Raw genomic sequence first — 21,540 nt, 5'->3', positions numbered from 1 at the left:
TTTTTCCGTATATGCCGATGCTACTCGGTCATATTTTACTGTTTTTTAGGTCGTGTCTCTCGACACTGTTCTTTGATTGGCCGGATACTAAGTCCAGACCGATCATGAAATCTCTTTTCCAGACTTTGTCTGGTTTTGAATTTTCAAGGTTGTTTCACTGTTCAGTTATCAATGTTCTGTGTTGTCTGTGTGACCGGCAACTATGATATCTTATCACAAGCAGTTGTCTTTGTCAACACTTTTTATTATTTATTTTCCAGCTCGTTTTTGTTTACCCGAGTGGATTTACATCATACCATCTGCAATCGTCTTTGTCAACACTTTTTCATGTCAAACGATTATCTCTTTTCAAATTGAAAAGAACGGAGAAAGAGGGATTTGAACCCTCGCGCCGCTATAAACGACCTACACCCTTAGCAGGGGCGCCTCTTCAGCCACTTGAGTATTTCTCCAGATTTAAAACTTATTATGTTGTGCATTCCTTGACGCAAAAGTAATTATACTAAACACTTATGTATTTGTCAATTGATTTTTGTAAATTTTTTATATTGCTCAAATTTAAGCAGTTTTTACTGGAAATACCTATATTATCTATATAATATCTTCATTCTGTTTTTTCTGATTTGAATAATAAATATTATTTTATTCAAACCTTCTTATAAAGGACATCGTCCTGAATAGTTACCATCTATTTTTCATCTTACAGGAAATTATATCCTGTAAGATGAAAAATAGATTATTCCTGGTAATTGGTTCATAAGTTTTCATTTTCTTTAATAACGATATCGATCCTGTCTCTGACCAGGTTTGCAATTTCTGTAGATTTTAGATCTTTATAATCCTCATAATATAATGGTTTCAGATAATGGATCTGTAATCTGACTTCTTTTATTGAATTTGTATCAAATGCTTTATATGAGTCAATCAATGCCACTGGTAGAATCGGGCACTTTGCATTCATAGCGCTTTTGAAGCTTCCTCCCTTAAAAGGAAGAAGATTATTTTTATCCCTTGAGCGTGTTCCTTCCGCAAAAATCAGATAATTTCTGCCCGATTTTACTTCTTCAGTCATTTTTAGGATTACTTTCATGGACTGCCTGACATCTTCCCTGTCTATTGCCTGGCCTTTTAATAATCTCAAAACCTGTTTGATCAGAATGATCTCCGATACTTCTTTTTTCATGATGATTGAAAATGGATCCGGATGGATTTGTAAAAATGCAAGTACATCAAATAATCCCTGGTGGTTAGGAAATATGACATATCCTTTTTCCTTTGGTATGTTTTCCATCCCAAAGGATTCAATTATTACCCTTCCTCCTTTATTGATTCTTGTTGTTATTTTTTTCAAAAGTAAAAATCTCTCTTCTTCTGAATATTTGTCAGACTTTCCATACAAACATATTTTTACAAACCAACAGGGTACTATATAAATATATTTAAATATCATAAATAGGATTCTTTTCATTCTAAAGTACACTTCCTCCGTAATTGCTGAGTTTTTTATTATTTTCACTACCTGGATATATTTTACTGACCAGAAATGCCAGCAGACAAATATAATTTTTAGAAATAGTCTGATCTGCCTATTAACGGCATACTAAGCTAATATAGCATAACTGGAACACAGTTTATTACAAATTTCTAACTTTATCCTGACATTATTCAACTTTATATTTTTCAATCGCTGTTTCATATAAATTATTTCCTTCTGAATCAATTACTACAATAACCGGAAAATCAACTACTTCCAGCTCACGGATTGCCTCAGTTCCAAGATCTTCATAGGCGATTACTGTGGATTTGATTATGCATTTTGATAAAAGAGCTCCTGCTCCGCCTACTGCTGCAAAATAGACTGCCCCATTTCGTACGATTGCCTCTTTTACAGTATTTAACCTTTTTCCTTTTCCTATCATTCCTTTCAATCCCAAATCCAGTAAACTTGGGGCATACTTATCCATACGGCTGCTGGTGGTAGGTCCAGCTGATCCGATTGCCCGTCCTTCCCTTGCAGGTGAAGGTCCCATATAATAAATGATATTGTTTTTCATGTCGATCGGCAGGCTTTCGCCTCTCTCCAAAGCTTCATACATTCTTTTATGGGCGGCATCTCTTGCCGTATATATTTTACCTGTTATATAGACATAGTCGCCTGACCTTAAACTTTTTGCTTCTTCATTGCTGATTGGAGCCTTTATATATTTATCCATATGATTTTCCTTTCTGCCTATGCATATCTTATGATCAAAATCCGTTAAATAGTCCTTACTGAGTGTCGGTTTACGTGACAGCAGATATTGATTCCGACTGGAAGCCCTGCTATATGAGTCGGATATGTATCTACGTTTACAGCGAGTGCTGTGATATTTCCGCCCAGTCCTCCCGGACCTATTCCTGAATTGTTTATTTTTTCAAGAAGCTCATTTTCCAATTCCCTCACATATGGAATTTCCGAACGAGTTTTAATATTTCTTGTAAGGGCTTTTTTCGCCATAAGAGCGCATTTTTCAAAACTTCCTCCTATACCTACTCCTACCACCATAGGCGGGCATGCGTTCGGGCCCGCATCTTTGACTGCTGTAAGAACAGCTTCTTTAACCCCTTCTATCCCGTCTGACGGCTTAAGCATGAATACGCGGCTCATGTTTTCGCTGCCGAATCCTTTTGGCGCAACTGTTATTTCAATTTTGTCACCCGGAACGATTTCATAATGGATGACGGCCGGAGTATTGTCTTTTGTGTTTTCCCTGTATATTGGATCACCTACAACTGATTTTCTAAGATATCCTTCTTTATACCCTTGACGTACACCTTCATTTACAGCATCCTCTATTCCTGCACCTTCAATATGTACATCCTGTCCAATTTTCAAAAATATGATTGCCATTCCTGTATCCTGACAGATTGGAATGTTGTCGTTCTGAGCTATATCAAGATTTTCAGTGAGCTGGGCTAAAATCTGCTTTCCAAGAGGAGAGCTTTCCTTTTTCCCTATGTTCCTCATTGTTTCATCCATATCTGATGAAAGTGTATAGTTTGCTTCGATACACATTTCTTTAACGTTTTTTGTTATTTCATCTGCGCTGATTTTACGAATCATATTTTTCCCTCCAATATTTGTTATCCTAATACAGACATTTGCTGACTTTATATGTAACTGTTCAGAACCCCTGTCTTGCAAGGTGTTTTTATGCTGATTTTGCATAAAAACCCGAGACATTCGTGCGCCAAATTGCTGATTTTGCAATTTGTGTGCCTCATATGTGACTATGAAGGACGTAGTCCTGAATAGTTACCTTTATATTTAATGATATGATACCAGGGTCAAAAGGTCATGTGTTTCATGCTTGCATGAAACAACATTACTTTGGGACCCGCAAAACATGAGAAAACAGCCCGAACAGGGCTAATTTCGAATGTTTTTAGGATTGTGGGAGCACAAAGTGCGGAACAATCCGTAGGTATTAGGGGGCACAATACCTTTTGCCCCCTACATCATGATATGTTATTATAAATGTTAAATCAAGATAAATTTGCACGCTTTTATGCTTCTGAAAATCCCCTGCCGTTTAAGGATAACCTTAAACGGCAGGGGATTTTTTTTTGATTTTTTTGGTTTTTACTATTATTTACTAATTTTCTTCTTTTGCACGTTCTTCTTCCAGCTTTTTCAGCATATCTTCTTCCGTAACATTGGATTGTTCCCTTACCTTTGCAATACTTGCAACTGTAATATCGTTCTGGGTATCCATATTGATCAGGATTACGCCTGAAGTTATTCTTCCTAAAGTTGAAATATCTTTTACCATAAGCCTTATGACTATTCCTTCTGTTGTGATGATCATGATTTCATGGTTGTCATCAACAGCCTTGACACCTACTACATTTCCTGTCTTTTCGGTGATTTTATAGCATTTTACACCCTTGCCGCCTCTGTGCTGTTTTGTGAATTCTTCTAAATAGGTTCTCTTACCCATTCCTTTTTCAGAAACGATCAGCAGAGAATCTCCCTGTGTATCAAGCTGCATTCCGACGATCTGATCGCCCGGTACAAGATTCATTCCGATTACGCCCATGGAACTTCTTCCTGTACATCTTACGTCATTTTCGTCGAATCTGATGCAGTATCCGTGTTTTGTTACAAGGATAATTTCCTTCTTGTCATTTGTAGTCTTAACTTCAATCAAGTCATCTTCTTCCCTGAGGGTAATTGCCTGAAGACCTGTCTTTCTTACATTCTGATATTCCATGATCGAAGTCTTCTTGACAATACCGTTCTTTGTAGCCATGAACAGATAACGGCCTTCCTTGTATTCCTTGATTGGTATGACCGCTGTTATTTTTTCACCAGGAGTAAGCTGAAGAAGGTTGATGATTGCCGTTCCTCTTGCAGTTCTTCCTGATTCCGGAATTTCATAGGCTTTCAGTCGGTATACTTTTCCCTTATTGGTAAAGAACATGATGTAGTGGTGAGATGTAGTCATCAGAAGATCTTCGATATAATCTTCTTCGATGGTCTGCATTCCCTTGATTCCCTTGCCGCCTCTGTGCTGGCTCTTGAAATTATCTACTGTCATTCTCTTTATATATCCAAGATTTGTCATGGCTATTACCGTATCCTCTACAGGAATCAGGTCTTCCATCGATATATCGTACTCATCGAATCCGATTACAGTCCTTCTTTCATCTCCGTATTTTTCACCGATAATCATGATTTCTTCTTTGATTACTGCAAGCAGTTTCTTTTCATCTCCGAGAATAGCTTTTAATTCTGCTATTTTTTCCATTAATTCCGCATATTCTTTTTCCAGTTTTTCTCTTTCCAGACCGGTAAGAGCACGCAGCCTCATGTCTACGATTGCCTGAGCCTGTACATCAGAAAGCTGGAATCTTTCTATCAATCGCTCTTTCGCTATCGTCGTGTTCTGGGATGAACGGATTATGCTGATCACTTCATCGATGTTATCAAGTGCGATGATCAACCCCTGTAAAATGTGTGCTCTTTCTTCAGCTTTGTTTAATTCATATTTTGTCCTTCTTGTAACAACCTCTTTCTGATGTAAGAGGTAGTGGTTGAGCATTTCAAGAATATTGAGTACTTTCGGTTCATTATTTACGAGAGCCAGCATGATTACGCCAAAGGTATCCTGAAGCTGGGTATGTTTATAAAGCTGATTCAATATGACATTTGCATTTACATCTCTTCTGAGTTCGATTGAAATTCTCATTCCGGAGCGGTCGGACTCGTCACGAAGATCTGTAATTCCATCGATCTTTTTATCTTTTACAAGCTCGGCTATTTTTTCAATCAGCCTTGCCTTATTTACCATATATGGAAGTTCAGTTACTACAATCCTGTTTTTTCCATTCTGCATAGGCTCAATGTCAGTGACAGCACGGACACGGATTTTTCCCCTGCCTGTCCTGTATGCTTCATCAATTCCATGTGTTCCTAAAATTGTTGCCCCTGTAGGAAAGTCAGGTCCTTTTACGATTTCCAGCAGTTCCTCTATATCTGTTCCGCGATTCTCAAGAACCTGGTTGTCTATGATTTTAACTACTGCATTGATTACTTCCCTTAAGTTGTGGGGAGGTATGTTGGTCGCCATACCTACTGCTATACCGGTAGTTCCGTTTACAAGAAGATTCGGGTATCTTGATGGAAGAACCATCGGTTCTCTTTCTGTTTCATCAAAGTTAGGTGCAAAATCAACCGTATCCTTATTCAGATCCGCAGTCATTTCCATTGATATCTTGCTTAATCTTGCTTCGGTGTAACGCATGGCCGCAGCACCGTCACCATCGACTGAACCAAAGTTTCCATGTCCGTCTACCAACGGATATCTTGTTGACCATTCCTGGGCCAGGTTAACCATTGCACCGTAAATGGAACTGTCACCATGAGGATGATACTTACCCATTGTATCACCGACAATACGCGCACATTTACGATGCGGTTTGTCAGGACCATTATTTAACTCTATCATTGAAAATAAAATTCTTCTTTGAACCGGCTTAAGGCCATCCCTGACATCAGGAAGGGCACGGGCTGCAATAACACTCATGGCATAATCAATATACGAAGTTTCCATGGTTTTTTTCAGGTCAACGTCATGAATTTTATCAAAGATGTTTTCATCCATTATTTTTTTCCTCCAGATTTATTTAGTTGCGCAGCGGAAAATGAAGCCAGTATCCTAAGCTGCATGTATTTATTCAGAACGAACCAGGACACAGCAGTATCCTGCTGTGCCTGATCTGTCTATATATCTAAATTTTTAACATATTTAGCATTGGCTTCAATGAATTCTCTTCTTGGCTCAACCTTATCACCCATAAGTGTCGTGAAAGTCAGGTCTACTTCTGAAGAAGCCTCTTCGTCCATTGTCACTCTGAGAAGGATTCTTTTTTCAGGATCCATGGTTGTATCCCAGAGCTGCTCGGCATCCATTTCTCCAAGACCTTTATAACGCTGGATTTTATTATTGGTATCCCTGCCGATTTCAAGAAGGATGGTGTTCAGTTCATCATCGCTGTATGCATACCATGCTTTTTTGTTCTTCTCGACTTTATAAAGTGGAGGCTGCGCAAGATATACATATCCCTGTTTGATCAGTTCGGGCATGAACCTGTACAGGAATGTCAGAAGAAGCGTACTGATATGGGCTCCATCGACATCGGCATCTGTCATAATAATGATTTTGTGGTATCTTAATTTTGAAATGTCAAAATCATCATGTATTCCTGTTCCAAAAGCTGTAATCATTGCCTTAATTTCTGCATTCCCATATATTCTGTCAAGTCTTGCTTTCTCAACGTTAAGAATTTTTCCTCTAAGCGGAAGTATGGCCTGGGTATTTCTTGAACGTGCAGTCTTTGCCGATCCGCCTGCCGAATCACCTTCGACTATGTAGATTTCACAGTTTTTAGGATCTTTGTCTGAACAATCCGCAAGTTTTCCAGGAAGTGCCATAGTTTCAAGAGCACTCTTTCTTCTTGTCAGATCCCTTGCTTTTCTTGCAGCGTCTCTTGCCCGCTGTGCCATAATCGACTTTTCGCAGATCATTTTTGCAACTGTCGGATTCTGCTCCAGGAAGTAGGTAAGCTGTTCGCTTACTATGCTGTCTACGGCAGAACGTGCTTCACTGTTTCCAAGCTTCTGTTTTGTCTGGCCTTCAAACTGGGGATCCTCAATCTTGATGCTGATAATCGCAGTAAGTCCTTCTCGGATGTCTTCTCCTGAAAGATTTGTTTCGCTGTCTTTTAACAGTTTGTTTTTTCTCGAATAATCATTGAATGTCTTTGTTAATGCATTTTTGAAGCCTGCAAGATGGGTTCCGCCCTCAGGTGTTGTTATATTATTAACAAAACTGTAAGCACTCTCTGTATAGGAGTCATTATGCTGCATTGCAACTTCGACATATACATTATCTTTCTGGCCTTCACAGTAAATAATATCTTTGTAAAGTTCAGTTTTACTTTTGTTCAAATATGCTACGAACTCTTTGATTCCGCCTTCGTAATGGAATGCTTTTTCAACAGGTTCTTCGGGCCTGTCATCCCTGAGCACGATTTTAAGATTTCTGGTCAGGAAAGCCATTTCACGGAGTCTCTGTTTCAGAACCTCATAATCATATACGGTCTCTTCAAATATGGTCTTATCCGGTAAGAAGTCGACTCTTGTTCCTGTCAGTTCCTCATCACACGTATCGATTATTTCAAGCTTTTTGACTACTTTTCCTCTTTCGTATCTCTGGTGGTATACTTTTCCATCTTTTCTAATACTTACCTCAAGCCAGGTTGAGAGTGCATTCACGACAGAAGCTCCAACGCCGTGAAGGCCGCCGGAAACCTTATATCCCCCACCACCGAATTTTCCGCCGGCATGAAGGATCGTAAATACAACTTCAACTGCCGGGATTCCTGCCTTTTCATGCATTCCAACAGGAATTCCACGTCCGTTATCTGTTACAGTTATTGAATTATCCTTGTTTATCGTGATTTCTATAGTGTCGCAATACCCTGCCAAAGCTTCGTCTATTGCATTATCTACAATTTCATAAACCAGATGATGGAGACCTTTTGAAGAAGTGCTGCCAATATACATTCCGGGTCTTTTTCTTACTGCTTCAAGCCCTTCCAGAATCTGTATTTGATTTGCGCCGTAGTCATTACTCATTTGTATCCTCCTGTATTTCTTAATTTTCGCTGAAGACACTGCCCTCAACTACTTTGTAAATTTTGTTGATATGGAATCTATTATTTATAAACTCATCAAGACCGGTACAGGTTATTAGCGTCTGAATATTTTGAATGCTGTTCAACAGATAATTCTGCCTGTGGCTGTCAAGCTCTGACAGTACATCGTCCAGCAACAACACCGGTGTGTCATGAATTGTTTTTTTTACAAGTTCTATTTCTGATAATTTTAGTGATAAAGCCGAAGTCCTCTGCTGTCCCTGGGATCCAAATCTGCGGATGTCCACTCCGTTGACTTTAAAACACAAGTCATCCCTGTGAGGGCCTGCGGAGGTCATTTTCATTTTTATATCCCTGTCTCTGTTTTTTTCCAATTTTTCATGCAGCATATTTTCGTCAGAATCCGGTTCGTAGATCAGCTCTATCTCTTCCTTTTCCCCGGTCAGTTTTTTATGTATGTCATGAATAATCTCATTTAGCTGTCTGATAAATACTTTTCTACGCTGTATGATTTTAGAACCATAGCTGCAAAGCTGCATGTCCCACATGGAAAGCGTGTCCAAAAGAGCTCCGTCACCCGATCCATATCCAATATCCTTCAACAGCTTGTTTCTCTGGCCAATGATTTTATTATAATTCGTCAGGTCATGCATATATACTTTATCAAGCTGACACAACTCCATGTCAATAAATCTTCTTCTCTCCGAAGGACCATTCTTAATTATATTCAAATCCTCTGGCGAAAAAAACACAATATTCACTATGCCAAAAAGATCACCAGCTTTTTTGATTGGTATCCCATTGACAGCAATGCCCTTTGTTTTGTTTTTTTTCAAATGCATATCGATGCGATAAGATATGCCATTTTTTCTTACCATGGTTCGGATATGCGATTCTTCATGTTTGAAATTTATTACATCCCGGTCTTTTGATCCCTTGTGTGATTTTGTCGTACCACTTAGATAAACAGCCTCCAGGATATTTGTCTTTCCCTGGGCATTATCACCATATAAAATATTTGTCTCACTATCAAACTCCATTTGAAGTTTTTCGTAATTCCTGAAATTTTTAAGTTCAATAGATTCTATAATCATTTCACACCAACTATCATCCCGGTTATTTTATGATTCTGACTTCCTCTCCGTTGTAAGAAACAACGTCACCGTCATAGAGCTTTTTGCCTCTCTGATATTCGACAGCTCCGTTTACTTTTACCAATCCGTCAGTAATTACAAATTTTGCATCTACTCCTGAACCAACCATACCTGCAGCCTTTAATGCCTGTCCCAGTTTTATGTACTCATCTCTTAATTTTATGGTTTCCATACGAAATCCCCTTTTTAGTTGTTAATTGCATTAAAGTTAACAGGTAATATCAAATAAATATATTTTTCTTCATCATCCCTGATAAAGCATGGTGCTTTTGAATTGACAAGATAGATGTTTATTTCCTCTTCGTCTATAACGCGTAATGCATCGATCAGGAACTTAGGGTTAAACCCTATTATAATGTCTTTTCCAATTTTTTCAATATCAATGTTCTCATTCATTGAGCCCAATGCTGAATTTATCTTAAGTTCCATATTTCCATCAGTTATGTTTATGATGATTGGCTTTTTATCGCCTTCTTTCACCAGAAGTGTTGCTCTGTCGATACAGTTCAGGAACTCTTTTTTATTGATTTTGACTTTGGTTTCATAATCACTTGAAAGCATCTGATCGATTTTAAAATATTCACCTTCGATAAGCCTTGATACAACTGTAGTTTTATCGAACTCGAATACGATATGGTTTTCAGTAAAGAACATATTTACCATATCATCCATCTCACCAGATAAAATTTTACTCAGTTCCACAAGGGTCTTTCCTGGAACAACGACCTTCTTTTGATCATAGTGATCTTTCAGTTCTATTTTTCTGATCGAAATTCTGTGTCCGTCAAGAGAAACCATTTTTAAAGTATTGCTATTTATTTCAAATAACTCACCTGTCATCAGTTTGTTATTATCATTCATCGCAGTTGAAAAGATTGTCTGCCTGATTGTTTCCTTCAAGGCAAACTGTGAAACCGATATAAAATAGTTTTTTTCTATATAAGGGAGATAAGAAAAGTCTTCTCCTGATTTTCCGGCAATGTTGAATTTTGATTTTTCACAGCTGATGATGGTTTTAAAATTATCATCAACTTCGATCGTTACTTCGTTATCAGGCAGTTTTCTTACAATCTCAGAAAAGATCTTTGCATCTATTGCGATAATTCCTCTGTCTTCAATGTCACCTTCGATGATTGTTTCAATACCCAGTTCCATGTCATTGGCAATCAGTTTGATCTCATTTGATGTGGCGTCGATTAAAATACATTCTAATATAGACATTGTGGTTTTTGATGGAACTGCTTTTGATACGATATTTACCCCTTGGAGTAAATTGGATTTGCTGCATACGATTTTCATGTTGTGAATAACTCCTTTCTGGATCTGCGTGTATAAAAATTGAAAAGAAATTAGTAGTATTATTAATAGGGGGTGTGATTAAGTGAATAAGTGCCTCAAAGCCATGTAAAATAAGGTTTTAGGGAAATGATAAGTATGTTAAAAAGCGACCTTGAATCAAAGGATAAGTTTTGAGTTATTCACAGAGGCTGGTGCACGACAAGAGATATAAACACAATTTGGACGGGTTATAAACATAAAAATGTGTATAACCACTATGATTTGTTCATAATCCTTTTAAAATCGGCACTCCAGGTGAATAACTCAGATCTTTCAGCCAAAAAAGGACGTAATCATGGCTGTCAGTTAGGACTGATTTTTTTCTTGATGATTTCTATTACATTTTTTGTAGATTCATTCGTTAAAATATCAGATGCGATTTTGTCAGCTCCGTGGATGATTGTCGTATGGTCCCTTTTTCCAAGCAGATTACCGATTGATTTCAGCGGAGTGTCAGTCATCTTACGGCATAAATACATTGCAATCTGCCTTGGATAAACGATTTCCTGGTTTCTCTTCTGAGAAGAGATATCCGTTGTAGAAATATTGAAGTGATCTGCAACTGTCTGGATAATGAGCTCTGCAGTGATTTCCTTTGGTGCGTCAGGTGAAATGATATCCTGGAGTGCTTTTTCCGCAAGTTCAACATTGATTTCCCTTTTTTCGAGGTTCGCATAAGCAATGAGTTTATTGAGAGCGCCCTCAAGTTCACGGATATTGGATTTTATGTTTGTTGCAATATATTTAATGACTTCATCGTCGATGTTGTATCCGTCCAGCTCCTCTTTTTTCCTGAGAATGGCCATTCTTGTCTCGTAATCAGGAGATTGGATATCGGCAATAAGACCCCACTCAAAACGAGAACGGAGCCGGGCTTCTAAAGTTTCCATATCTTTAGGAGGTTTATCTGATGAAAGTATGATCTGCTTCTTAGCGCCGTGCAGATCATTGAAAGTATGGAAAAATTCCTCCTGGGTACTTTCTTTTCCTATAATGAACTGAACGTCATCGATCAGAAGAACATCGATGTTTCTGTATTTTTCACGGAATTTAGCCATTGCGGTGTTGTTTCCGTTCCTGATCGCCTCAATCAATTCATTGGTAAAATATTCTGAAGTAACATATAAAACCTTGGTTTGCGGATTCTTTTCTAAAATGAAATGAGCAATAGAATGCATCAAATGCGTTTTTCCAAGACCAACCCCTCCATAAAGGAATAAAGGATTGTATACCTCACCGGGAGATTCTGCAACAGCTAAAGAGGCGGCATTTGCAAAACTGTTGTTGCTGCCGACTACGAAAGTTTCAAATGTGTATTTTGGATTTAAATTTGCTTTCTCGATATTTTCGTTGATCTGAGGTTTGAGGCTCTTTACTTCTTTTGTTTTTGTCTGCTCGGGGAGGATCAGTTCTATTTCATAATCCTGGCCGGTAACTTCTGATATTGCAACCTTTAGCGGAAGCATATATTTTTTACTTATATAATTAAGTCCCATTTGTTCTGTCGGAACTAAAACAGTGACGGTGTCGTTTTGAACGGCATGTACTTTCAGTGGCTGAAGCCACGTTTTAAAGGAAACATCAGAAAGTTCATGCTCTTTTCTGAGTGTCTCGAGAATCTCATCCCATTTTTCCAATATTAAATCCATGTTAAAAATCTCCCTAACTTGCATAATGTTATACTAATTCCATTTTATAATAATTTTCATTAAAATGATTCTATCTTATATTAAACTATAAGTTTTAAATTTTCAATGGCATATTTTTTTTGCATGTGGAAAAATATAGTTATTGACATCATATAAACATTAAATTAACATGAAAATGGAATGAAAATTCAGACAGTGTGAATATCTTGATAACTATATTCACATCCTGAAAGCCAGAAAAAATAAAGGTTTTTTGAACATAGAAAAAAGTTTTACACACGTTTTTAAAAAGTTATACACAAGTTATGCACAAAATGTGGATAACATTATGTAAATCACCTGTTAATAAAATAAAGGTGTTGAAAATCAAAAAAAGCCCCAAAATTTCTCCAAAAAACCCCGCGACTTTCGTCGCGGGATAAAAATTACCAGAATAAATTTTTTTTTATAGCCAGGAAATGTATTCTTGGCGGCGTTAAAATGAATGTTCAGAAGGAAAAGCACCTGCCGCTCTTTATACCTTATAAGTGAAGAGGGCTTATTTAGATGCGAAAATAAAAAAAATCTCAGTATTTACTTGACGTAACACCAATATATGAATATAATTGAAATGATATTTTTAAACGCGAGCATACAATAAAAAGTCTATAGCTTCTTATTGTTGTGATATTATGTTTACCATATATGATAGATATTTGGTTTATATTTAAAGGAGGTGCCTTAAACAATGAAAATGACATTCCAACCTAAGAAAAGATCAAGAGCTAAAGTTCACGGATTTAGAGAAAGAATGAGTACAGCAGGCGGAAGAAAAGTATTAGCTGCCAGAAGAGCAAAAGGAAGAAAAAAATTATCAGCGTAGGCCGCATATTTGTGGCCTTTTCTTCTATTAATAATCCCTGCCTTAGGGCAGGGTATTTGTAATTATGCAATAAATAAATATCGGTAATATTCGTAGTGTTAGTTAGGATTAAAGTGTAGATACCTTTTCCCTGAAATAAGAATGGGAGTGTTTGGAGATGAAGAAGTCGGAGTCGCTTAAAAAGAATGAAGACTTTAAGACAGTTTATAAAACCGGAAAGTCTTATGCGAATAAATATCTTGTAATGTATATTGCCGAAAATAATCTGGACAGAAACAGAATTGGGATTTCAGTAAGCAAAAAGGTTGGCAACAGTATCGTAAGGCATAGGATTACGAGATTGGTAAGAGAAAGTTACCGGCTTCACGATGATATGTTTAATAGTGGTTTAGACATAGTGATAGTAGCCAGAGGCAATGCAAAAGGAAAAAGCTATAAGGAAATTGAGAGTGCATTGCTTCATTTAGGAAAACTTCATGGCATAATGAGAGAGAAGATATCATTTTGAGTATGAAAAAAATTTTAATTTATTTAATTAAGTTTTATAGAAAATATTTATCCCCTTTAAAGATAACAACGCATTGTATCTATACGCCGACATGCTCTGAGTATGGCATAGAAGCGATAGAAAAATATGGTGCTTTTAAGGGGACTATTTTGACAGTATGGAGAGTGCTTAGGTGTAATCCGTTTGCAAAAGGCGGATACGATCCCGTTCCATAAAAATAAGGAGGACAATAATTTGTTGGGAGTATTATTAACACAGAGCAGCACACCGATCATAGGACCAGTTGCAAAGGTTCTGGGATGGGTTTTTAATGGGATTTTCAAGTTTTTAAGCGGAACATTCGGAATTGAGAATATCGGTTTATGTATTATTATATTTACATTTTTAATCTACACATTTTTAATTCCTATGACGATGAAACAGCAGAAGTTTTCAAAGCTTAATGTCCTTATGAACCCTGAAATTCAGGAAATAGCAAAAAAATATAAGGGTAAAAAAGATAATGATTCGATGATGAAAATGCAGGCTGAGCAGAAGGAGATTTATGAGAAATATGGTACTTCACCTACTGGCGGATGCCTTCAGCTCCTGATACAGATGCCGATCATGTTTGCGCTCTATCAGGTTATCTATAATGTTCCGGCGTACGTAACCTCTATCAGGGAAGCGTATGCACCTCTGGTAAATGGAATCATGGAAACTAAGGGCTATGAAAAAGTAATGACAGCAATCGGCGAGACATTAAAAATGACCGCAAAAACGGATTATGGAACAGAAAATGGTATTATCGATGTTCTTTATAAATTCAAAGCTACAAACTGGACCGAATTGGCAGATAAGTTCCCGGGTCTGACGGATGTAATATCGGATACTTCCAGTAAAATGGCTCATATGAACCAGTTCATAGGGGGAATCAGTATTGCCGAATCTCCAATGACAAATCTTTTAAGCATTGCAATTTTAATACCGATACTATCAGGTCTTACACAGTGGGTTCAGGTAAAGCTTATGCCAACGGCAGCTACGAATGATGAAAGCCAGATGGCAAACACAATGAAATCCATGAATGTAATGATGCCATTAATGTCAGTATTCTTTACGTTTACCATGCCTATCGGTCTCGGTTTATACTGGGTAGCCGGTGGTGTTTTCAGATGCATACAGCAGATCATTATTAACAAATATATGGATAGAATGGATGTTGAAGAACTTCTTAAGAAGAATCTTGAAAAGGCAAACAAGAAACGTGAAAAAAAGGGTCTTCCACCACAGAAATTGAGCAGCACTGCAGGAGCTAATGCAAGAAATATACCGGAAGCAAAGTCACCGGAGACGCCTAAAAAAACAAACCTTTCTTCCCAGGCTTCTAAATCTTCAACAACAGATTCCACAGAATTATATAAGAGTACATCAGATTCAAAAAAGGGAAGCATAGCTTCAAAAGCAGGAATGGTTAAGAAGTACAACGAAGATAGCAAAAAATAGGAGGAACGATAATGGATTTTATCGAAATTTCAGCTAAAACAGTGGATGATGCCATTACAGAGGCACTCATTAAACTTGGAACAACAAGCAGTCAGATAGAATATGAAGTTATTGATAAGGGAAGCACCGGATTTTTGGGATTCAACAGTAAACCTGCAAGAATCAAGGCAAGAAAAAAATTCAGCATTGAAGATACTGCGGAAGAGTTTCTGAAAAAAGTATTTCAGTCTATGAATATGGATGTGGAAATTATCGTGACTACAGAGGACGATAATACTTCCGTAAATATAGAATTAAAGGGTGCTGATATGGGAATCCTGATCGGAAAAAGAGGACAGACTCTTGATTCGTTGCAATATCTTACAAGCCTGGTACTTAATAAGGAAAGCGAAAATTATATCAGGGTTAAGGTTGATACAGAAAATTACAGACAGAGAAGAAAAGACACATTAGAGAATTTAGCAAAAAACATCGCATATAAAGTAAAAAGAACAAAACGTCAGGTTTCTTTAGAACCTATGAATCCTTATGAGAGAAGAGTGATTCATTCAGCTTTACAGAACGACCGTTATGTTTCTACTTATAGCGAAGGCGAAGAACCATATAGAAGAGTAGTAATAACACTTAAAAAGTAGGTTGCGATAATTGGGAATATGTACAGTAATCATGTACATATTCCTAATTCATTATAAAGATAAAGGAAGGAAATCATATGAAGACGGATACAATTGCAGCAATTGCTACTGCTATGAGTAATTCAGGGATAGGAATTGTTCGTATCAGTGGAAGCGATTCTCTAGAGATTATCGATAACATTTACAGAAGCAGAATAGCCGGCAAAAGGCTTTCAGAAGCAGACAGCCACACTGTCCATTACGGATATATCTGTGATGGGGAAGATGTAATCGATGAAGTCATAGTTCTGCTCATGAAGGGGCCAAACAGCTTCACCAGGGAAGATGTGGTAGAGATCGACTGTCATGGCGGAGTTCTGGTAACAAAAAAAATACTAGAGACCGTAATAAAATATGGTGCAAGACCAGCTGAACCAGGTGAATTTACGAAGAGGGCATTTCTAAATGGAAGAATAGATCTGTCACAGGCAGAAGCGGTTATAGATGTTATAAATGCGAAAAACGATTTTGCACTGAAAAGTTCAGTCAGCCAGCTGAAAGGCGCAGTTCATGATAAAATAACGGAAATGAGAAGCAGGATTATTTATAATATTGCTTTTATTGAATCCGCCCTGGATGATCCGGAGCATGTGAGCATTGAGGGATACGGAGAAAAGCTTCTTGTGGAGGTTGAAAAGCTTCTTATAGAATTGAAGAACCTTCTGAAATCAGCAGATAATGGACGAATCATTAAAGAGGGAATCCAGACAGTAATAGTCGGGAAACCGAATGCCGGAAAATCATCTTTGCTGAATCTGCTTGTTGGAGAGGAAAGAGCGATCGTAACTGATATAGCAGGAACTACCAGAGATGTATTAGAAGAAAGCATACAGCTTGGCGGAGTCAGCCTTACGATTATGGATACCGCTGGGATAAGGAATACGGAAGATGTAGTGGAGAAAATAGGTGTTGAACGAGCAAGGGAATATTCATTGAAGGCTGATCTTATTATATATGTTGTGGATTCCTCAACAGATCTTGATGAAAATGATGAGGAAATCATACAGATGATAAAAGAGAAAAAAGCGGTAGTGCTGCTGAATAAGTCCGATCTTACAATGGTTACGACAGAGGAAATGCTAGAAAAGAAAACCGACCACCGAATCATCCAGATATCCGCAAAGGAAAACAGGGGAATAGAAATTCTGGAGGAAACGCTGAAGGACATGTTCTTTTCTGGAGAAATTTCATTTAACGATGAGGTTTACATAACAAACATCAGGCAGAAGAATCTGATTCAGGAAGCATATGAAAGTTTGGAAATGGTCAAGAAAAGCATACTTGAAGAGATGCCTGAGGATTTCTATTCAATTGATCTGATGAGTGCCTATGAATCTCTTGGCAGCATCATCGGAGAAAAGGCGGAAGAAGATCTTGTAAATGAAATTTTCAGCAAATTCTGTACCGGCAAATAAGCAGGCTATAAGCACATAAAGAAAAGCAGATTCTGATTTACAGTAGAAAGAGGAGAAATATAATGTCAGCGATAGTTGAAGAATACGACGTAGTAGTCATAGGAGCTGGTCATGCAGGATGTGAGGCTGCGTTGGCAAGTGCAAGGCTAGGGCTCGAAACAATAATATTTACTGTCAGTGTAGACAGCATTGCACTTATGCCATGCAACCCGAACATCGGCGGAAGCTCGAAAGGCCACATAGTAAAGGAAATAGATGCGCTTGGCGGTGAAATGGGAAAAAATATCGATAAGACATTTATTCAGTCAAAAATGTTAAATCTTTCCAAAGGACCTGCTGTACATTCTTTAAGGGCGCAGGCTGATAAGGCAGAATACAGCAAGAGCATGAGGAAAATACTGGAAAATACAGATAATTTGACAGTAAGACAGGCTGAAGTTGTAGAAATCCTCGCAGAGAACAATGTTATCAGGGGAGTCAGGACATTTTCCGGTGCAACATATAATTGTAAATCTGTCGTATTATGTACCGGGACATACCTGAAATCCAGATGCATCTATGGCGACGTCAGCAGCTATACCGGACCGAACGGTCTGCAGTCAGCGGATTATCTGACGGAATCACTGAAAAATCTTGGAATTGAGATACAGCGTTTCAAAACTGGAACACCAGCGAGAATCGATAAGAGATCCATCGATTTTTCGAAAATGGAAGAGCAGTTCGGGGATGAAAGGGTAGTTCCGTTTTCATTTTCAACTGATCCCGAAACGGTGCAGATCAAACAGGCTTCCTGCTGGTTGACTTATACAAATGAGGAGACACACAGGATCATCAGGGAGAACCTGGACCGTTCTCCCCTGTATTCAGGTATGATAGAAGGAACAGGTCCGAGATATTGCCCTTCAATAGAGGACAAGGTCGTGAAATTTGCCGATAAAGACAGACATCAGGTATTTATAGAACCTGAGGGCCTGTATACCAATGAAATGTATGTGGGAGGAATGTCAAGTTCACTGCCTGAGGATGTCCAGCACAAGATGTACCGCTCAGTTGCGGGTCTTGAGAATGCCAAGATAGTAAGGAATGCATATGCAATAGAATATGATTGTATAAATCCGAGACAGCTGAATCCTACACTTGAATTCAAACAGATACAGGGATTGTTCAGCGGCGGCCAGTTTAACGGCAGTTCAGGATACGAGGAGGCTGCCGGTCAGGGGCTTGTTGCAGGTATCAATGCTGCGCTGAAAATCCAAGGCAGAGAAATGCTTATTCTGGACAGGTCAGAATCCTATATCGGCGTGCTGATTGATGATCTCGTAACAAAAGAAAACAAGGAACCTTACAGAATGATGACTTCAAGAGCGGAATATCGCCTTTTACTGAGACAGGATAATGCGGATTTACGACTCATGAAAAAGGGATATGAAGTAGGGCTTGTTTCAGAACAGCAGTATAACAGTCTTATAAATAAGGAAAATCAGATTGCAGCTGAGATTAAAAGGCTTGAAAATACGAATATAGGTGCTTCAAAGGAAGTGCAGAGTCTTCTTGAAATCAAGGAAAGCACCCCTCTTAAGACGGGAACTACACTTGCAGAGCTGATCAGAAGGCCGGAATTATCATATGAAATACTAGAGCCTTTAGACAAAGAGCGTCCTCAACTGGCGGCAGACGTCATTGAGCAGATCAACATAAACATTAAGTACGATGGTTACATTAGAAGGCAGCTGAAACAGGTAGAGCATTTCAAAAGTCTTGAAAACAAGAAAATACCAGCGGAACTGGACTTCCTGAATATAGATGGACTCAGGAAAGAGGCGAAGCAGAAACTTGATTTGTATAAGCCGCTTTCGATTGGACAGGCATCAAGGATATCAGGGGTTTCGCCTGCTGACATATCTGTACTGCTCGTCTATCTGGAACAGTACAGGCATAATGCAAAAAAACAGGATATGAGGTAAATAGATGGAAAAATATAATATTCAATATTTCGAAGAGGGCCTTAGTCACCTTGAAATCAAGTTGAGCGGCAGGCAGATTGAGCAGTTCATCAGGTATTATGAAATGCTGATTGAGTGGAACAAGTTGATGAATCTGACAGGGATAACGGAATATGAAGATGTCATAAATAAACATTTTATTGACAGTCTTTCGCTTGTCAAGGCGACTGATCTCGCTGGCATCAGTTCCGTGATTGATATCGGAACCGGAGCAGGTTTTCCAGGTATCCCTCTGAAGATAGCATTTCCACACCTGAATATCGTGCTTCTTGATTCACTGAACAAGAGAATCAATTTTCTGAATGCGGTAATCGAGGAACTTGGCTTGGAGAATATCAGGACAATTCACGGACGCGCTGAAGAATTTGCTCAGAAAGAGGAATACAGGGAGTGTTTCGACTTATGTGTATCAAGAGCAGTTGCAAACCTGTCGAGTCTTACCGAGTATTGTCTTCCATATGTGAAGGAAGGCGGTAAATTCATCCCTTATAAATCCGGGAAAATCGATGAGGAACTCGCAAATTCTAAAAATGCAATCTTCATTCTTGGAGGAAAGCTTGAAAAAGAGGTGGAATTTGAACTTCCACGAACAGATATGTCTAGAAATCTTGTGGTAATAGAGAAAGTCAAAAAGACTCCGAAAAAGTATCCTAGAAAAGCAGGACTTCCTACAAAAAGCCCGATTGAATAGGATGGCGGTTCATAATCAAACTAAATGAGAATATCAGAGAACAAAAAAGGCAATGTATGCGAAATTTCATACATTGCCTTTTGTTTAATCATAATCATACATTGTCACTATTTCAGAAGAAAACAATCGGGAATCAGCTAACTATGGAAGAAAATCTGAATCTGTTCAATAATTTCCTCAGGAGCTTCCAGTTGTGGAAGATGTTTAGTATCTTCAATATAGGCGCTTTCAATCGATGGATTATAGTAAATATAATTATCAATTGTATTATTGATATCTTTTTCATCAGAACCGCCTATAGCGAAGATGCTGTTATTCAATTCCTTCAGTGCATGCAGTATATTGATATTTGTATATTTCCCAAGTATGCTTGCGTACAGGTATTTTGAATGGTTTTTATCATTATGTGCCGATTCAAAATAAGCATTGACTGTCTTATTAGAAACCATCTTTTCATTGCTGAAGAAGCGGTTTTCAAAAGCACAACGTATATTTACTTTACATGTCCAGATATTATAGATGAAGGTTCCGATTACAGGCACATCAAAAATCAATTTTAATGATTTTGCTTTCTTGGAAGGAACCTGGTTCAATTTGAACAAGCTGTCAGGATTGATCATCAAAATTTTGTCAAATATAGTCTCATCATTATGACATGCCATGATCACAAAGGAGTTGGAGGCACCGGTAACAATAACATCAGTCTTATGCTGGATTACATTTTTAACAAAATCTGAAATCATCTGTACATAAAGAAAATTGGTGTAAGTAAGGTTTGGCTTGTCAGAACGTCCGCATCCGAGAAGGTCTAATGCATATACCGTATTGGTTTCAGAAAGAGATTTGATGATCCGATTCCACTCATAAGATGAAGCAGAAGAATTAAGGTCATGAATCAGCAGAATAGGAGAACCATTTCCCTGCTTTGTGTAAAATATCCTGCCAAATCTCCATTCGTAAAAATTCCCCTGGTTTGTATTTAAAATTCCTTTTAGTGTTGCTAAATAGGATACGAAATGGTTGATGAGGTGTAGGATGGCAATAGCTGCAGTCGTAACCATTATTAAAAATTTAAATCGGTTTCTAGATTTCATGGGAGACTCCTTTCGTTTAAATATAAATATATTATAGTCTAATTCGTCGGGATATACAAATGAAATCATATAATATTTTAATAAATATATGGATAAAAGTTTAAAAATTTACATTGGGAAGAAAAGGAGTAAAATCAATTTATGTGAATCATCTGCAACCAGGAAGGATGTGGTTTTGAAGAGTTGATTTAATTTTTGTATGGGGTTCATGAAACGCGATGATTTTGATCGGAAATGCGAATGTTTCACGTGAAACATCGAGAACTGAAGTTAGGTGAAAAAAGTAGTGTTTGTGATGTGAATAATCTGTTGATGGAAGAATGTAAATAAGTATAAAATATTAACAGATAATTTAATGGATGCAGTGAGATGAGAAATAGAATGTTTCACGTGAAACATTCTGCCTTTGAATCGAAATGAAAACTGCAGGCGCATGGAATAGTTGAAGTATGGTAGTAGAAAATT

General features: G+C 37.9%; 18 protein-coding genes and 1 tRNA gene. 8 read left to right on the top strand and 11 right to left on the bottom strand.

Annotation, left to right across the window (positions count from 1 at the left end; all coding sequences use genetic code 11):
* Positions 1 to 363 precede the first annotated feature (363 nt).
* The 10 genes from BJR36_RS06320 to dnaA form a co-directional block, all read right to left on the bottom strand.
* A tRNA-Ser gene (locus BJR36_RS06320) sits at positions 364 to 452 on the bottom strand.
* A gap of 302 nt (positions 453 to 754) precedes the next feature.
* Positions 755 to 1,468 (bottom strand): lysophospholipid acyltransferase family protein, encoded by a 714-nt coding sequence (locus BJR36_RS06315; RefSeq protein ID WP_091231701.1) that lies wholly within the window; start codon positions 1,466 to 1,468, stop codon positions 755 to 757.
* Positions 1,469 to 1,661: 193 nt separating this feature from the next.
* Positions 1,662 to 2,213, bottom strand: a complete 552-nt coding sequence (locus BJR36_RS06310; protein ID WP_091231698.1) for a Fe-S-containing hydro-lyase — start codon at positions 2,211 to 2,213, stop codon at positions 1,662 to 1,664.
* A 44-nt stretch (positions 2,214 to 2,257) separates the two neighbouring features.
* The gene (locus BJR36_RS06305) at positions 2,258 to 3,103 is read right to left on the bottom strand and encodes a fumarate hydratase (protein ID WP_091231695.1); all 846 of its coding nucleotides are present in this window, start codon (positions 3,101 to 3,103) and stop codon (positions 2,258 to 2,260) included.
* A 532-nt stretch (positions 3,104 to 3,635) separates the two neighbouring features.
* Positions 3,636 to 6,146, bottom strand: coding sequence for a DNA gyrase subunit A (gene gyrA, locus BJR36_RS06300; RefSeq protein WP_091231691.1), 2,511 nt, complete (start codon positions 6,144 to 6,146; stop codon positions 3,636 to 3,638).
* Between the two features lie 119 nt (positions 6,147 to 6,265).
* The gene (gyrB, locus tag BJR36_RS06295; protein ID WP_091231688.1) at positions 6,266 to 8,182 is read right to left on the bottom strand and encodes a DNA topoisomerase (ATP-hydrolyzing) subunit B; all 1,917 of its coding nucleotides are present in this window, start codon (positions 8,180 to 8,182) and stop codon (positions 6,266 to 6,268) included.
* Between the two features lie 19 nt (positions 8,183 to 8,201).
* Positions 8,202 to 9,296, bottom strand: a complete 1,095-nt coding sequence (recF, locus tag BJR36_RS06290; protein ID WP_091231684.1) for a DNA replication/repair protein RecF — start codon at positions 9,294 to 9,296, stop codon at positions 8,202 to 8,204.
* Positions 9,297 to 9,318: 22 nt separating this feature from the next.
* Complete coding sequence (locus tag BJR36_RS06285; protein WP_091231682.1) at positions 9,319 to 9,528, bottom strand: RNA-binding S4 domain-containing protein; 210 nt, start codon at positions 9,526 to 9,528, stop codon at positions 9,319 to 9,321.
* 14 nt (positions 9,529 to 9,542) lie between these two features.
* Positions 9,543 to 10,655, bottom strand: coding sequence for a DNA polymerase III subunit beta (dnaN, locus tag BJR36_RS06280; RefSeq protein WP_091231679.1), 1,113 nt, complete (start codon positions 10,653 to 10,655; stop codon positions 9,543 to 9,545).
* Between the two features lie 341 nt (positions 10,656 to 10,996).
* Positions 10,997 to 12,343, bottom strand: a complete 1,347-nt coding sequence (gene dnaA / locus BJR36_RS06275; RefSeq protein WP_091231675.1) for a chromosomal replication initiator protein DnaA — start codon at positions 12,341 to 12,343, stop codon at positions 10,997 to 10,999.
* Positions 12,344 to 13,070: 727 nt separating this feature from the next.
* On the opposite strand from dnaA, the gene rpmH reads away from it, so the two are divergent.
* The 8 genes from rpmH to rsmG all read left to right on the top strand — a co-directional run bounded on the left by rpmH (position 13,071) and on the right by rsmG (position 19,981).
* Entirely contained in the window at positions 13,071 to 13,205 is a 135-nt protein-coding gene (gene rpmH, locus BJR36_RS06270) for a 50S ribosomal protein L34 (RefSeq protein WP_091231673.1), read from the top strand.
* Positions 13,206 to 13,362: 157 nt separating this feature from the next.
* Positions 13,363 to 13,713: a ribonuclease P protein component gene (rnpA, locus tag BJR36_RS06265; RefSeq protein ID WP_091231670.1), complete on the top strand. Its 351-nt coding sequence runs from the start codon at positions 13,363 to 13,365 to the stop codon at positions 13,711 to 13,713.
* A gap of 2 nt (positions 13,714 to 13,715) precedes the next feature.
* A complete protein-coding gene (yidD, locus tag BJR36_RS06260) occupies positions 13,716 to 13,928 on the top strand; it encodes a membrane protein insertion efficiency factor YidD (protein WP_091231665.1) in 213 nt (70 codons plus the stop codon).
* 19 nt (positions 13,929 to 13,947) lie between these two features.
* Positions 13,948 to 15,198: a YidC/Oxa1 family membrane protein insertase gene (locus BJR36_RS06255; protein WP_091231662.1), complete on the top strand. Its 1,251-nt coding sequence runs from the start codon at positions 13,948 to 13,950 to the stop codon at positions 15,196 to 15,198.
* Between the two features lie 11 nt (positions 15,199 to 15,209).
* Complete coding sequence (gene jag, locus BJR36_RS06250; RefSeq protein WP_091231660.1) at positions 15,210 to 15,833, top strand: RNA-binding cell elongation regulator Jag/EloR; 624 nt, start codon at positions 15,210 to 15,212, stop codon at positions 15,831 to 15,833.
* A 77-nt stretch (positions 15,834 to 15,910) separates the two neighbouring features.
* Entirely contained in the window at positions 15,911 to 17,287 is a 1,377-nt protein-coding gene (mnmE, locus tag BJR36_RS06245) for a tRNA uridine-5-carboxymethylaminomethyl(34) synthesis GTPase MnmE (RefSeq protein WP_091231657.1), read from the top strand.
* 62 nt (positions 17,288 to 17,349) lie between these two features.
* A complete protein-coding gene (gene mnmG, locus BJR36_RS06240) occupies positions 17,350 to 19,251 on the top strand; it encodes a tRNA uridine-5-carboxymethylaminomethyl(34) synthesis enzyme MnmG (RefSeq protein WP_091231654.1) in 1,902 nt (633 codons plus the stop codon).
* Positions 19,252 to 19,255: 4 nt separating this feature from the next.
* Complete coding sequence (rsmG, locus tag BJR36_RS06235) at positions 19,256 to 19,981, top strand: 16S rRNA (guanine(527)-N(7))-methyltransferase RsmG (protein ID WP_091231652.1); 726 nt, start codon at positions 19,256 to 19,258, stop codon at positions 19,979 to 19,981.
* A gap of 137 nt (positions 19,982 to 20,118) precedes the next feature.
* On the opposite strand, the gene BJR36_RS06230 is transcribed toward rsmG, so the two are convergent.
* Positions 20,119 to 21,075 (bottom strand): alpha/beta fold hydrolase, encoded by a 957-nt coding sequence (locus BJR36_RS06230; RefSeq protein ID WP_091231647.1) that lies wholly within the window; start codon positions 21,073 to 21,075, stop codon positions 20,119 to 20,121.
* Positions 21,076 to 21,540 lie beyond the last annotated feature (465 nt).

Source organism: Anaerobium acetethylicum (genome assembly GCF_900096945.1).
Taxonomy (GTDB): domain Bacteria; phylum Bacillota; class Clostridia; order Lachnospirales; family Lachnospiraceae; genus Anaerobium; species Anaerobium acetethylicum.
The sequence above is the reverse complement of the archived record's forward strand: the minus strand, read 5'-3'. Positions and strand labels throughout refer to the sequence as shown.